9 protein-coding genes are annotated in these 14,230 nt (G+C 69.0%); 4 read left to right on the forward strand and 5 right to left on the reverse strand.

The window, feature by feature from the left end; all coding sequences use genetic code 11:
• Window positions 1-4: 4 nt before the first annotated feature.
• From CUR96_RS00845 to CUR96_RS00855, 3 genes are all read left to right on the forward strand, one after another.
• Window positions 5-763 carry a tyrosine-protein phosphatase gene (locus CUR96_RS00845; protein ID WP_245861044.1) on the forward strand — a complete coding sequence of 253 codons (759 nt, stop codon included), beginning with the start codon at window positions 5-7 and terminating at the stop codon, window positions 761-763.
• Window positions 760-2,043, forward strand: coding sequence for an alpha-L-fucosidase (locus CUR96_RS00850; RefSeq protein WP_102191404.1), 1,284 nt, complete (start codon window positions 760-762; stop codon window positions 2,041-2,043). Before CUR96_RS00845 ends, CUR96_RS00850 begins: the two co-directional genes overlap by 4 nt.
• A gap of 95 nt (window positions 2,044-2,138) precedes the next feature.
• Window positions 2,139-3,623 carry a polysaccharide lyase 6 family protein gene (locus tag CUR96_RS00855; RefSeq protein WP_102191405.1) on the forward strand — a complete coding sequence of 495 codons (1,485 nt, stop codon included), beginning with the start codon at window positions 2,139-2,141 and terminating at the stop codon, window positions 3,621-3,623.
• A 185-nt stretch (window positions 3,624-3,808) separates the two neighbouring features.
• On the opposite strand, the gene CUR96_RS00860 is transcribed toward CUR96_RS00855, so the two are convergent.
• A complete protein-coding gene (locus CUR96_RS00860) occupies window positions 3,809-4,855 on the reverse strand; it encodes a LacI family DNA-binding transcriptional regulator (protein ID WP_102191406.1) in 1,047 nt (348 codons plus the stop codon).
• A gap of 2 nt (window positions 4,856-4,857) precedes the next feature.
• Window positions 4,858-6,192, reverse strand: a complete 1,335-nt coding sequence (locus tag CUR96_RS00865) for a mannitol dehydrogenase family protein (RefSeq protein ID WP_102191407.1) — start codon at window positions 6,190-6,192, stop codon at window positions 4,858-4,860.
• A gap of 140 nt (window positions 6,193-6,332) precedes the next feature.
• Between CUR96_RS00865 and uxaC the strand changes: the two genes are divergently transcribed.
• The gene (uxaC, locus tag CUR96_RS00870; RefSeq protein ID WP_102191408.1) at window positions 6,333-7,748 is read left to right on the forward strand and encodes a glucuronate isomerase; all 1,416 of its coding nucleotides are present in this window, start codon (window positions 6,333-6,335) and stop codon (window positions 7,746-7,748) included.
• 82 nt (window positions 7,749-7,830) lie between these two features.
• Here uxaC and CUR96_RS00875 read toward each other — a convergent pair whose 3' ends face one another.
• The 3 genes from CUR96_RS00875 to CUR96_RS00885 form a co-directional block, all read right to left on the reverse strand.
• Complete coding sequence (locus CUR96_RS00875; protein WP_180968897.1) at window positions 7,831-9,789, reverse strand: chondroitinase-B domain-containing protein; 1,959 nt, start codon at window positions 9,787-9,789, stop codon at window positions 7,831-7,833.
• Window positions 9,790-9,864: 75 nt separating this feature from the next.
• Entirely contained in the window at window positions 9,865-13,254 is a 3,390-nt protein-coding gene (locus CUR96_RS00880) for a discoidin domain-containing protein (RefSeq protein WP_102191410.1), read from the reverse strand.
• Between the two features lie 216 nt (window positions 13,255-13,470).
• Window positions 13,471-14,226 (reverse strand): sugar phosphate isomerase/epimerase family protein, encoded by a 756-nt coding sequence (locus tag CUR96_RS00885; protein ID WP_102191411.1) that lies wholly within the window; start codon window positions 14,224-14,226, stop codon window positions 13,471-13,473.
• Between the last annotated feature and the right edge of the window lie 4 nt (window positions 14,227-14,230).

A 14,230-nucleotide genomic window follows, 5' to 3' on the forward strand; every position in this document is an offset into this window, starting at 1 on the left:
CACGATGACCACGACGGGCCCTGAGCCGATGACGGTTCCCGAGATCGACGGCGTGACCGGGTTCCGCGACGTCGGCGGCATTCCCGCGGACGGCGGGGTGATCCGAACCGGGCGACTGTTCCGCTCGGGTCACCTCGCCGGGCTCGGTGCGCAGGGCGCGGATGCGGTCCGTGCCCGCGTGCGCCGCATCGTCGACTTGCGCGCCGATGACGAAGTGGCCGCAGACGCCACGCCGCTCACCGGCGTCGAGATCACCCGCCTGCCTCTCTACCTCGGCTCGGCCCGCTCGTTCTTCCTCGAGGACTACAGCCTCGGCGAGATCTACGCGCACCTGCTCAGCGGAGGCTCGAACCGGCTGGTGGATGCGGTGCGCATCATCGCCGAGGGCGAGCCGACCCTCGTGCACTGCACGGCGGGCAAGGATCGCACGGGCGTCACGATCGCCCTCGCCCTCGCCGCCGTCGGCGCTGATCGCGAGGCCGTCGTCGCCGACTACGCGTCGACCGGCGACCTCATTCCGGCGGAACACCGCAAGGCGACCTCGGAGCGGCTGGCGAAGAAGTATCCGCAGTCCAGCCACGCCTGGATGCTCGCCACCGAATCCCCCGCCGAGGTGATGCGCGAGACCCTCGCGAACCTCGACGCCGAGTGGGGCTCGGCCGCCGGCTACCTGATCGCCCACGGTCTCTCCACGCAGGAACTGAGCGCGCTGCGCAGTGCGCTCGTCGAACCCGAACCGACCCTTCCAGGAGTCTCGTCATGACGTCATCCGCCGACCTCGAGTGGTTCACCGACGCCCGCCTCGGCATGTTCGTGCACTGGGGGCTCTACTCCCTCGCCGCCCGCCACGAGTGGGTGAAGAACCGCGAGCACCTGACGGATGCGCAGTACCAGCCGTACTTCGATCACTTCGACCCCGACCGCTACGACCCCCGCGCGTGGGCTCGAACCGCGAAGGACGCGGGTGCCGGCTACGTCGTCCTCACGGCGAAGCACCACGACGGCTTCTGCCTGTGGGACTCGAAGCTCACCGACTACACGGTCATGAACACGCCATACGGCAAGGATGCGGTCGCCGAGTTCGTCGAGGCGTGTCGCGCCGAGGGCCTGCGGGTGGGCATCTACTACTCGCTCATCGACTGGCACCACGAGGGCTTCCCCGTCGACGGCACCCACCCGCAACGCGATGACGAGGAGTTCAAGTCGGCCGCCGCCGACCGCGACATCCGCGACTACCAGCGCTACCTGCACGGCCAGGTGCGCGAGCTTCTCACCGGCTACGGCCAGATCGACTACCTCTTCTTCGACTTCTCCTACACGCACCGCCCCGACTACTGGGGCGGAAAGGGCGCCGCCGACTGGGACGCCGAGAACCTGCTCGCCCTGGTCAGGGCGCTGCAGCCCGGTTGCATCGTGAACGACCGCCTCGGCATCCCGGGCGACATCGTCACCCCGGAGCAGTACCAGCCCCTGAAGCCGATGGAGCGCGACGGCGAACCGGTTGCCTGGGAGGCGTGTCAGACGCTCAACGGCAGCTGGGGCTACGACCGCGACAACCTCGACGTGAAGAGCTCGGAATCGCTGATCAAGCTGCTCGTCGACGGCGTGGCGAAGAACGGGAACCTGCTGCTGAACGTCGGTCCCGACGGCCGCGGCCGGATCGACCGCACGGCGCAGCGGACGTTCGATGAGATCGCCGCATGGATGGACGACCATGCTCGATCGATCCGCGGTGCCGGCGCGGCTCCGTGGCAGGCGCCGAACGACGCCCGCTACACGCTGCGCGGCGACCGCCTCTACGTGCACCTCTTCTCCTGGCCGTTCAAGCACCTGCATCTGCCGGGTCTGGCCGGCAAGGTCGGCTATGCGCAGCTGATGTCGGATGCCTCGGAACTCGTCCCGCTGCACATCGACCCGAGCCGCCAGGCGCAGAACACCCTGATGGGCGGGCTGCCCGACGGCACGCTCACGCTCCAGCTCCCGGTGCAGCGCCCCGACACCCCCGTCCCCGTGATCGAACTGTTCCTCACCGAGACCCCCTGACCCGCACCTCTCCCCCACCCGACCCACCCCGGGTCCCCGACCCCAACCCCCGGTCCCTGAGCTCGTCGAAGGGCCCACCTCAACGAGGAGGAAACATGAAGCGTCGTACGTTCATCCTGTCCGCTGTCGCCGGTGCGGCAGCGATCGCGATCCCGCAGCAGGCGGGAGCATCCGTCTTCGGCCCGGCCTCGGCATCCGCAGCCTCCCGCATCGCCCCGATGCTTCCCGGCCGCGGGCCGTACCTGCACGTCTCGACACTGGACGAGCTGCGCGCGGCCATCACCGTCATGACCAACGGCGGCACGATCATCGTCGCCGACGGCACCTACGCGGTGCCCGACGGCGCCCCGATCAGCCTCGCCGGTGCGGGCGGCCGCTGGAACAAGCCGCTCACGATCATGGCCGCGACCATCGGCGGCGTCACTCTCACGGGCACCGCGAGCTTCGCCTTCGACGCCACGCACGACCTGGTGCTCCAGGGCTTCGTGTTCACGCAGTCGACGACGTTCGAGATACCGGCGAGCTGCACGGCCATCACCCTCAGCCGCAACGAGTTCGTGCTCGCCGACATCGAGGGCATGCACTGCGTGATGGTCCGCGCCGACAACACGGTCGTGGAGTACAACCATTTCCACAGCAAGTCGACGCTCGGCATCTTCCTCGGCGTCGAAGGCGCCGGGTCCACCGAGATGGCCGAGAACGTGCACATCCACCACAACTACTTCTCGGATCACAGTTTCGCCGGCGACAACGGCGGCGAGCCGATCCGCCTCGGCGTCAGCCCCCGCGCGCTCAGCAGCGCGCACGCGATCGTCGAGTACAACCTGTTCGAGCGCACGAACGGCGATCCAGAGGCCATCTCCGTGAAGTCGAGCGACAACACCGTGCGGTTCAATACGATCCGCGACAGCGGCGGCGGCATCGTGCTCCGCCACGGCAACCGCACCCGCGTGGAGTCCAACCACATCATCCGGGGCCTGCGCGGCATCCGCATCTACGGAAACGACCACGTGATCGTCAACAACTACGTCGGCGAGACCGCGGACACCGCGCTCGTACTCGGCGCCGGCACGCTGCGCGATCACTACGAGGGTGAGCCCGCCAACTCGCGCAACAAGAACGATGCGGCCGATCGGGTGCGCATCGCCCTGAACAACTTCATCGGCAACACGGGGGGCATCTCCGGAGAGACGCACCGGCCGATCGAGCCGAACGACTGCGTGATCGTCGACAACATCATCCAGGGCGACGTCGGGACCCTCGCCAAGGTGCCGGTCTCGCAGGGCTTCACGTGGGCGGGCAACATCCTCTGGGGCGCCGCCGCCGACGGAGACCTGCCGGTCACCGGATTCACCCGCGTCGACCCGCAGCTCGAGCGGGATTCCGCCGACGTCTGGCGGATCAGCGCATCGAGCCCTGCCGTGGACGCGGCGACGCAGGACCACTCCGGTCAGGTGCGTGACGACATCGACGGGCGCAAGCGCATCGGTGCGGCGGACGTCGGCGCCCATGAGCCGGGTGCGGCGGCCGTGAAGCGCGCTCCTCTGACTCCGGCGGATGTGGGGCCCCTCGCCCCCTGACGGACTTCGAGGCCGGGATCATCCCCTTCGGCGGATGATCCCGGCCTCGATGCGGTCGCCTCGGCGGCCCATTCGGCGGCCGGCCGGCGCTTGAGTCGTGGACATTCCTGAGCGCTGGTCGGCCGCTGTTGCGTGAGGTACCGTCGGTTCGCTCAGCGGGACGGAGCGACCCCCGACGACCCCGTTCAGCCCGCGGCGGTCCCCGTCGAACCACGCACGACGAGACTGGTCGCCAGGTCGAAACCGACGGTGGGAATCGTCCCCTCGGTCACACGGCTGAGCAGCGCCGCCATGGCATGATCGCCCTCTTCGCGCAGCGGCGACTTGACTGTGGTGAGCGGCGGCGAGGTGAAGTCGGCGCCGAAGATGTCGTCGAAGCCGAGCACGCTGATGTCGGCCGGGATGCGGATGCCGGTCTCGACGAGCTCCTGCATCAGCCCGATCGCGATGAGGTCGTTGTAGGCGATGACCGCCGTCGCTCCGCTGTCCCTGACGGCCATGGCCGCGTTGCGCCCGCCGACGACGGTGGGCGCGACCGGGGGCAGTTGCAGAAGCTCGATGTGCGCCCACTCGCAGCGCTGAGCGAGCAGCTCACCTCGGTGTCGAGCCATCCACGACAGTGCAGGGCCGGGCACGTATGCGATCCTGCTGTGTCCGAGACTGCGCAGATGCCGGACGGCCTCGGCGATCCCGTGCTGCACATCCGGCACCACGGAGAGCACGTCCTCGACCAGGCGGTTCACCACGGCGACCGGCTTCTGCCGAGCCAGCGCGCGGATCTGGTCGTCCGACATACGTGGCGTCGCGAGCAGCAGGCCGTCGACCATCCGCAGCATCTGCAGGGCGCGTTCGTACTCGCGTTCCTCCGATTCCTCGGACTCGGTGAGGACCAGGGTGTATCCAGCCCGGGTCGCGGCCGCCTCAGCGCCGCGGATGACGTCGAAGAACACCGGGTTGGTGATGTCGGAGACGACCAGGCCGATGATCGATGTGCGCCCCGTCGGCAGCGCGCGGGCCATCGGGTTCACGTGGTAGTTCAGCGACTCGGCGGCCGCGCGGATCCGCCGCTCGGTGACCGCGTTCACCCGGCCGGGCCGGTTCAGCGCACGGGAGACCGTGGAGGGGTTCACACCGGCGAGCTTGGCGACGTCGTAGATCGTCACGCTCTCCGCAGGGGCGTCCGACGCTCGTTCCGCCCGCATCTCGGCGTCGATGGGTCCATCGTCGGCCATGCTCAGCTCCTCACTGCACCGGCGCGTCGGGCGGCGCCGGCGGGATCGTCCTCCAGCCTACGGAGTTCGCGCCCGATCACCGCGAGCATCGTCTCCGCGGCGGATGCGTCGTCGACCCCGGAGAGGAGCGCCGCGGCGTCATCGGCGGAATGATCACCGCGCAGGCACCAGGCGGCGATGACGGATGCCGGCACCTCGGGCGCCGCCCCCGATCGCACCGCGTGCTCGAGCACCGGCACGATGCGATGCGGCAGTTTGTGCGCGCCGTCGAGCGCGATCTGCGCCAGCTGATGACGGATCCGCGGGTTGGCGAAGCGCCGGCGGGTCGCGTCGATCGCCTCGTCGAGGTCGCCGGCCGGCAGGACGCAGCTCGCCGCAGCGACCGCCCAGTAGTCCTCGACGAGGAAGCGCAGGTGCGGGTCGGCGAAGGCGCCGGCCACATCATCGAATCCATGGCGCAGCCCGTGGTAGGCGAGGAGCGAATGCGCGCCGTTCAGGATGCGCAGCTTGCGCTCCTCGTAGGGGGCGAGGTCGACGGTCAGCCGCGCTCCCACGCGCTCCCACGCGGGTCGTGGCCCGGCGAAGCCGTCTTCGATCACCCACTCGGAGAAGGGCTCGGCGACGACGGTTCCTTCGTCGCGGATGCCGGTCGCGCGCTCGACCTCGGCGACGTCGTCGGCCGTGGTGCGCGGCGTGATGCGGTCGACCATCGAGGAGAGGAACGCGACGTTCTCATCGATCCAGGCCGGCAGGCCAGGGTCGAGAACCGCGGCAGCTGCGAGTACGACCGATCGCGTGATCTCGCCGTTGCCGCTGACGTTGTCGCAGCTGATGACCGTGAGCGGCGGCGCGGCGGCGGCGCGGCGTGCGGCGAGACCGAGAGCGAGGCGCACCGGGGCGGTCGCGATCGGGGCCTCCGGGGAGCGCAGGGCGTGGCGGAGGTCGGCGTCGACGGCGGGCGCGGCGGTGTCGAGCAGGCCGTCCGCTCCCAGCCGGTACCCGGCCTCGGTGACGGTCAGCGTGAGGATCCGCGTCTGCGGATCGGAGATCACGGACTCCCATCGCGCACGGTCGGCGCCGTCGTGAGCGGAGCGGATGCTGGCGACCTGGGTGAAGGCGTCGCCGTCGGCGCCGCGGGTGATCAGCGTGTACGCCCCCTGGCGCGCCTGCAGGATGTGCGCCTGCTCGGCCGATCGACCGGTGAAGGCGACGATGCGCCATGGATCGTCGCGACCGGAAGCCAGATGCGTGTACCAGGCCTGGTGCGCGCGGTGGAACGCACCGACGCCCAGGTGGGCGATGGTGTGTCCGTCGTTGCCTGGTTGGCTCTGCGCCATGCCGTCTCCTCGTGTTCCGCCGACTGCGATGTCGTCTTTCCGACATTCTATGGCAAACGGTTGCCATCGCGCTGGATGACCGGTAGCGTCGTGCGTGGCGGCGGCCGCTCCGCTGCCACGCACGACCCCCGAAGGACACAATGCCGACCACGATGATGCACCCGGACCGCCTCTTTCCCAGCGATCCGGTCACCCGTGACATCGCCCGGGATCTCTATCTCCGAGTCAGCGACGCCCCCATCTGCTCGCCCCACGGTCACGTCCCGGCCTCGATGCTGGCCGAGAACGCCCCGTTCGCCTCGCCGACCGATCTGCTGATCACCGGCGATCACTACGTCACCCGGGTGCTGCATGGCGCCGGCGTGCCGCTCGGCCAGGTGCAGGCGCCGGCGGGAGCTCCGCCCGTCGACCCCCGCGGGGCATGGCGCGTGCTCGCCGCGAACTGGCATCTGTTCCGCGCCACCCCCGTGCAGTACTGGCTGGAGTATCAGCTCGGCGAGGTGTTCGGGGTCACCACCCGGCTGACCCCCGGCACGGCGGACCGCGTGTACGACGAGATCGCCGAACGGCTGACGGACGACGGATACCGGCCGCGCGCGCTGTTCGAGCGCTTCGGCGTCGACGTGCTCGCCACCACGGATGACCCCGCCGACGACCTTGCCGCGCACCGCGTTCTCGCTGAAGACCCGACATTCGCCGGCCGGGTCCTGCCGACGTTCCGGGCCGACCGCATCATGGACCCGGCCGCGTCGGGCTGGGCCGAGGCGCTCGACCGGCTCGCGGCGGCATCCGACATCGCGTGCGACACCCACGCGGGCCTGCTCGCCGCACTGCGCGCACGACGCGCGTACTTCCGCGCCGCGGGCGGCACGGCCACCGACACCGGAGTGGCGGATGCCTGGGCACTCCCCCTCGGCCACCGCGAGGCCGAGCGCATCCACGCCGCGGGCCTGCGCGGCACAGCGACTGTCGCCGAGGGCACGGCCTATCGGCGCGACATCCTCTACCGCCTCATCGAGATGTCGGCCGAGGACGGCATGGTGATGCAGCTGCATCCCGGCGTGCACCGCAACCACCACGAACCCACGCTCGAACGCCACGGCGCCGACACCGGCCACGACCTGCCGCTGCCGACCACCTACACCGAGCCGCTGCGGCGGGCGCTGAACGACTTCGGCACCGACACGCAGCTGCGTCTCGTGCTGTTCACCGTCGATGAGACGGCATTCTCGCGGGAGCTCGCGCCCCTCGCCGGTTTCTACCCCAGCGTGTACGTCGGGGCTCCCTGGTGGTTCTTGGACACCCCCGATGCGATGGAGCGCTACCGCCGTTCGATCACCGACAGCGCCGGTTTCGCGAAGACCTCCGGGTTCATCGACGACACCAGGGCGTTCTGCTCGATCCCGGCGCGGCACGACATGGCACGCAGAGCGGATGCTTCGTACCTCGCCTCCCTCGTGGCCACCCACCGGCTCACCGAGGCCGATGCCGCCGACATCGCCGACGATCTGGTCCGCCGCATCCCCTACGACACCTTCCGCATCCCGCAGCCCTGACAGCGCGGCATCCGCGCCCACAGGGATGGAGAAGGCCGGTGAAGAGTGATCTTCACCGGCCTTTTCCATCTCTCTACCCCGACTACGGGGCGGCAGGCCCCACGTTCGGCGTGGTCAGCGGGGCGCGAGTCGCAGCGTTGCTGGTGACCTCATGCGCACCGACGTCGTAGGTGCCGGAGCGCTGGCGCCCCTCGATGTCGTCGGTGACCCAGGTGCCGTGGTCGGTCATGAACGCCGCGTTCACCGCCGGGCTCGACGAGCCGATCTTCCACACGCCGGCCGAGTCCTGGGCGAGCTGCGGGTTCACCCGCGTGTAGCCCACGGTCGGGATGTTCCCGTTGGCGGCCGAACCCCACAGGATGTTGCCGCGCCAGTAGAAGTCCTGCATGAGCGGCACGTCGGCGAGCACGCCCGCCGAACCCTGGATGATGTTGTCCACGATCGTCACGTTCAGCGGCACGACCGTGCGCTGCGTCTCGCCGACGATGCCGCTGGCGTTGTTCACCAGCGTGTTCAGGCCGATCCGGACGCGGTCGGGGGCGTCGTACTTCTTCCGCGATTCGCTGCTCTCGCCCACGAAGTGATCGCGCAGCGTGCCCGACCCGACGGTGATCCCGGCGCCGTTGGACCCGGTCACCTCGGTGAGGTCGGCAACGTAGTTGTTCATGATGACGTGGTCGTTGCCGTAGATCCGGATGCCGTTGTTGCCACCCGTGATGTAGTTCGACAGCACCTTGTTGTTGTTGCCGTGGCGCAGCACGATGCCGCCCTTGCTGTCACGGATCGTGTTGTAGCGGATGGTGTGCCCGCTGGACTTGACCGAGATCGCCTCGGGGTCGCCATTGGCGTTCTCGAACAGGTTGTACTCCACGATCGCGCCGCCGCTGGATAGCGCCTTCGGGCTGGTGCCGAGCCGGATCGACTCGCCGCCGTTGGTGCCGGTGAAGTTGTGGTCGGAGAAGTAGTTGTGGTGGATGTGGGAGTTCTTGGCGACGGTGTCGCTGCCGGGGCCCTCGATGCCGAGGTAGACGCCGAGCGAGTCCTTGCCGTGGAACCAGTTGTACGCGATCTCCGAGTCGTCCGAGCGGACGATCAGGTTGTGCTCCGCCGCGTCGGAGAAGGCGAACTCGTTGCGGACGAAGTCCACCGCCTTGCTGCTGGAACCCACGTCGATCGTCGTCGACTGCGTGAACGTGAAGCCCTGGATGATGATGTCGTGGACGCTCGAGAAGGTGAAGCTCGACGCGCCCGTGAGCGTCACACCGCCGACGGTCTCGGCCTTGATGGTCACCGGCGCGGACGAGCTTCCGGAGGCGCTGGATCCGAGGCTCACCGCGGTGGAGACGCTGTAGCTGCCGTTTTTCAGCACGATCGTGTCACCGGGATCGGAGCTGTTGATCGCGCTCTGCAGCTGTGAGATCGAGGTCACCACCGTCTCATCGGTCGGGGTTGTCGGCGTCGGAGTCGGGGTCGGGGTCGGCGTGCCGCCGCCGGTGCTGCCGAAGACCTGCAGCTCGTACAGGGAGTAACCGTAGGTCGTGCCACGTGCGGTGCCGTGGACGCGCAGGTAGCGGCCGGTGCCGCTGAGGCCCGTGATGTCGTCGGTGCCGCCGTTGCCGGCCGTCTCGTCCTTGAGCGTGGTCCAGGTCGTGCCGTCGACCGAGATCTGCACCTTGTACTTGCTGGCGTAGGCGGCTTCCCAGTTCAGGAGCACGCGCGAGACCGTCGCGCCTGCGCCCAGATCGACCGTGATCCACTGCGGGTCGACGCCTTCGAGGCTCGCCCATCGCGTGGTGGCCGATCCGTCGACGGCGTTGCTCGCCGGGAAGGAGGCCGTCTCGACCGAGGAAGCCGTCGCGGGCCGCCCCTGCGAGATGAGGGTCTCGGCGAGCGGACCGACCTCGGTCGCGCTGAGCGGGCCGGCCTGGCCGAACGCCGTCGCCGGGACGGATGCCGGGGCGCTCGCGTGTGCGGCGGTGCCGCCCGCAGCGAGCAGGCATGCCGTCGCCAGCACGGCGAGGACTCGTTGAGTGGTTGTCATTCCTGTTCCGATCTTCATTGACGGTGGTCCTTCGAGGAGGTCAGGACCGAGGGGTGGCGCACGGGACTCGCATCGTCACGGTGTGACCGCGACGTTCGTGAGTCCCGTGACGGCGTTCGCGACGGTGTTTGACGCGTAGACCTTGTTCGGGTTGCTCGAGCACTTCGACGTGGACGAGATGAAGACGGCGTACTTGCCGACGCCGCCGAGGTTCGAGGTGTTGGAGCGCCAGATGTTCCCGCATCCGTACCCGGTGAGCGGGTTGTGCGTCTCGTAGCCGTTGGCGAAGACGCCCGGCGAGGAGAAGGTGCCGGTGTTGTTCTCGATCAGGTATCCGTTGCCCTTCACGTCGATCCAGGAGTCGGCCGAGTTCTCACCGGAGATGCCCTTGCCGTCGAAGGTGTTGCCGCGGACGACGCCTCCCTCGGTACCCTCCTTGATGTCGATGTGCTCGGCGGCGATGCCAGGACCGAAGGTGTTGTCGAGCACCTGCACCCGGTCGGAACGATCTCGTCCGCTGGAGTCGCCGTAGCAATCGAAGTTCGAGTTCGCGGAGCCGAGGTAGACGCCCTCGCCGTAGCCCGGCTTGACCAAACCGACGCGGGTGATCTCCGAATTCCGGATGGTTCCGTCAGCCGAGGACCGACGGAAGTGCACGCCCTCCTCTGCGATGTCCCTCACGAGCACTCCGTCGATGGTGACGTGGGTGGCCGTGTCGAGCACGATGCCCTTCTTCGACTCCGCGACGGTGAGGCCCGTCACGTTCCAGTGCGACGCCCCGAACAGCCAGAGCCCGTAGCCCGAGTTCCAGCCGGAGGTCGGCTGCGGACACCCGGACAGGGCCCCGGAGGAGCCGTCGTTGATGATGATCGCGCTGCGCGGCCCCGTGAGGGTGATCGGCTTCGCCGCCGTGCCGGAGTCCGTCGCGACGAAGCTCCCCCGATAAGTGCCGGCTGCGAGCCGGATCGTCTGCCCTGGTTCGGCCGCAGTGAGAGCGGCGCTGAACTCGGCCGCCGTGTCGACATCGACGAAGTCACCTGCACCGGGGCCCGGATCGACGGGGCCTCCCGGCGTTCCCGCGGTGCCGTAGATCTGCAGCTCCCACAGCGAGTAGCCGTACGCGGTGCCGCGCGCCGTGCCGAACACGCGCAGGTACCGGCCGCTGCCGGCCAGGCCGGTGAACTCGTCGGTGCCGCCGTTGCCCGCGGTCTCCGTCTTCAACGGCGTCCACGTCGAGCCGTCGGCCGACATCTCCACGCGGTACTTCGATGCGTAGGCGGCCTCCCATTTCAGGACGACTTTCGAGACTGCGGCGCCGGTCCCGAGGTCGACGGTGATCCACTGCGGGTCGATCCCCTCGGTGCTCGCCCATCGCGTCGTCATGGATCCGTCGACAGCGTGGGCTGCGGGGAACCCGGAGGTCTCCGCGGAGGATGCCGTGGCCGGCTTCCCCTGCGAGATCAGCGTCTCCGTGGGGTTGGGAGTCGGCGTGGGAGTCGGAGTGCCACCACCGCCGCCCGTGACGGACTTCAGGAAGAGGGACTCCGCGGCGTCTGTCAGGTCGTCGTGCACGCCGTGTCCCTCGCCGTAGTCGAGAGTCTCGCGAGACGCCCAGTCGGGGATGGCCGTTCCGCCGGCATCGAGGTGCTTCCAGCCGGTGCCGCTCCATCCGAATTGAAGGATGCGGTGCCGATCCGCCAGGTACGGCGTGAAGGCGGCCGAGTCGCTTCCGAGCTGCTTGCTCATGTCGTTGTTGAAGAAGACGTTGCGCGGACCGGAGGACCCCGACCACTTCACCGCCTTCTGTCCGGCGCCCCACCAGACGGGGTACCAGTTCGAGTCGTCCGGGCCGCCGCCGCCCTCCTCGCCGCAGTGGGAACTGCAGTTGCCCGAGCGGTGCGCGTAGGGAACCGTCACCTTGTTCAGTTCGAACAGGTTGTTGCGCTCCCAACCGCCGTGCAGGTTCAGGTCGGAATCGAAGTCGTTGCCGATCACGACGTTGCCGGACGCCGACCACTGGAACGTGAAGTGACGCAGGTTGCGGGACGTGTTCCCCGCGTACACCGAGTCCCAGACGCGGGATCCTCTGAAGTAACCGTTGCCGCCTTTGCCCTTGTTCCAGGCGCCGTCGAGCTGGTTGTCGACGATCTGCAGGTTCTTGGCCTCTTCGGTGACGATCGGGTGGGAGCCGGTCATCTCGGCCCGGACCCCGCGCACCCAGGAGTCGACGGCCCACTTGAACACGATGCCGTGCATGGCCTGATCCGGGGCGAGGTTTCCGTAGTTGTGCGCGGCGACGGCCGGCGTGAGTCCCGCGATCTCCTGGGTGAAGGCGATCGACTCGATGCCGACTCCGACGACGGGGTCGAGGATCGGCGAAGCCTTCGACGCATAGACCTTTCCGTCGATGGCCGCAGATCCGTCCGATGTGGAGTTCACCGGCACGTCGTACTCCAGCGGCTTGTCGAGCGTGATCGTGCGGTCAGCGGAGTTGCTGGCGACGATGCGGAAGATCTGCTGACGCATGTGCAGGTTCTGCAGCGGATGCGTCGTCGGCAGCGCCTTCTGCTCCGCATAGAACGCGACGGAGTTCGCGACCCTGATGTTCACGATCGCGCCGACGGCGAGGTTCGTCATCGCGCCGTTCGTCGCCAGGTGCACGACGGTGTCGCCGGCCCGAGCCGAGTACCCGGCATCGCCGGTCTTGGCGCGCAACGCGATCCCGACCTTCCAGTGCGCGTTGACGGTGCCCTCGAAGAGATCCTTGCGATTCGCCGGGGCCGCGGCGTAATCCGTGGCGTACGCCGCGTTCACACCGCGGGACTGCACGCGGAACAGCCCGCGCCCGGGCCAGAGCCAACCGCCGCTTCCCTGCCCGTAGTCCATCCCGTCTTTGTCCCATTCGGATCCATCGGGGGTGACGGCGTCGTAACGCGTGTTGACGTCGGGCTTGTAGACCAGAGTCGTCCCACCGGCTGCCGCAGATCCGGCACCGCGGATGACGAGGTAGTCGGCGTCGACGTGCAGTTCGCCGGTGACGTCGAGCCGGCCGGCCGGAAGCGTGATGCGGCTGAGGTCGTCGAAGCCGGCCGTCGGCGAGCAGCCGGTGCGGATCGCGTCGATCGCGGCCTGGATTCCGGCCGTGTCGTCGACGCCGTCGCCCGCCGTCACGCCGTGCGCAGCGGTCATCTCCGCGGCCGTGATGTCGCACGCGGCGCGAGGTGCGAGTGCGGCGGTGTAGGGAAGCGACGCCCCGCCCCGATAGCCGGCCTTGCTCCAGTCGTAGAGTCCGGGGATGGGTGCGCGGCGGTTGCCGGCACCGAGATCGAGGCCGTCCGTGATGCCGGGTTCGGCAGCGGATGCCGGAGCTGTGGCCGACTGCACCGCAAGGCCCAGCGGGATCGCCACAATGACAGCGGCGAGCGCGGCCAAGGTTCGACGGACGGGACGGTGAGCGTGCGACATCGGTGTCTCCTACTCGGCGGGAACTGCTCCACGACGGTGCGTACGCCACGTCGTTAGTAAGCGTTCTTACCATTCAGTAGCGTGCCGCACCAGAGTATCTGGCAAACGGTTGCCATTCAATGGAGAAAATCAACTGCACCCCGAACACTCCGAACGATGACAGCCGGGCACGCCGAGGGCGCGGCGGAGAAGGCGCGAAGAAGACGCGCAGGCCGCTCAGACCAGGTACCCGCGCAGGGTCGCCGCTTCGGCGGCGAGGAGATCGGGATCGGCGTCGGGGATGAACTCGAGCAAGGCGTCGCGGGGAGGGCGCTCGGCGGCGGATGCTGCCGCGAAGAAGCGGCTCCACAGTTCGTCCCGCGCACGCAACGGCAGCCGCTCCTTCGCCGGCCACCACGAGAAGACGTGCACGGCGCTCGTGTGCGCGGCGATCGCGCGGTACTCAGCGAGCGCGACGTCATCGGGCGCGGCGACGGTCGGCTGCCAATAGGTGGTGAGCGCGGGGCTGCTGACGTCTGCCAGCAGCTGCAGGGTCGTCGGCGCTGTGTCGGCGAGGGTGCCGGAGTGGAACTCGAGCGCCAAGCCGATCCCCCGCGCGGAGGCCTCGGACACTGCCGACCGGAGCCTGTCGACCGTGCCGGCGAGATCCTCGACGGTCGCCTCCGCGGAGCCGACGGACCCGGCCCAGACCCGCACCCGGTCGGCGCCGAGAGCCTCCGCGCTGTCGAGGATCGGCGTGAGCTCCTCCCCGGCGCCCGCTCGGAAGTAGGAGCCGTACGAGCAGACCGCGAGCCCGGCATCCGCCGTCGCACGCGCGACCTGCGCCGCCCGCACGGTGTCTCCCGGCGGCACGTGCACGTCGCCGCCCCACTCGATGACCTCGAGTCCGGCATCAGCGGCCAGCATGACGATCCGCTCGGGGCTGAGCTCGCGGAACGTCACAGAGCACAGCCCCGGCCTGATCGTGGTCATGGAT

The sequence above is a fragment of the Microbacterium aurantiacum genome (assembly GCF_002872075.1).
GTDB classification, from domain to species: domain Bacteria; phylum Actinomycetota; class Actinomycetes; order Actinomycetales; family Microbacteriaceae; genus Microbacterium; species Microbacterium aurantiacum_A.

What these genes read in the sequence shown, in the direction of transcription:
- CUR96_RS00845 (WP_245861044.1), top strand. Translation starts at nt 5, where the DNA reads ATGACCACGACGGGCCCTGAGCCGATGACGGTTCCCGAGATCGACGGC.
- CUR96_RS00850 (WP_102191404.1), top strand. Translation starts at nt 760, where the DNA reads ATGACGTCATCCGCCGACCTCGAGTGGTTCACCGACGCCCGCCTCGGC.
- CUR96_RS00855 (WP_102191405.1), top strand. Translation starts at nt 2,139, where the DNA reads ATGAAGCGTCGTACGTTCATCCTGTCCGCTGTCGCCGGTGCGGCAGCG.
- CUR96_RS00860 (WP_102191406.1), bottom strand. Translation starts at nt 4,855, where the DNA reads ATGGCCGACGATGGACCCATCGACGCCGAGATGCGGGCGGAACGAGCG.
- CUR96_RS00865 (WP_102191407.1), bottom strand. Translation starts at nt 6,192, where the DNA reads ATGGCGCAGAGCCAACCAGGCAACGACGGACACACCATCGCCCACCTG.
- uxaC (WP_102191408.1), top strand. Translation starts at nt 6,333, where the DNA reads ATGCCGACCACGATGATGCACCCGGACCGCCTCTTTCCCAGCGATCCG.
- CUR96_RS00875 (WP_180968897.1), bottom strand. Translation starts at nt 9,789, where the DNA reads ATGACAACCACTCAACGAGTCCTCGCCGTGCTGGCGACGGCATGCCTG.
- CUR96_RS00880 (WP_102191410.1), bottom strand. Translation starts at nt 13,254, where the DNA reads ATGTCGCACGCTCACCGTCCCGTCCGTCGAACCTTGGCCGCGCTCGCC.
- CUR96_RS00885 (WP_102191411.1), bottom strand. Translation starts at nt 14,226, where the DNA reads ATGACCACGATCAGGCCGGGGCTGTGCTCTGTGACGTTCCGCGAGCTC.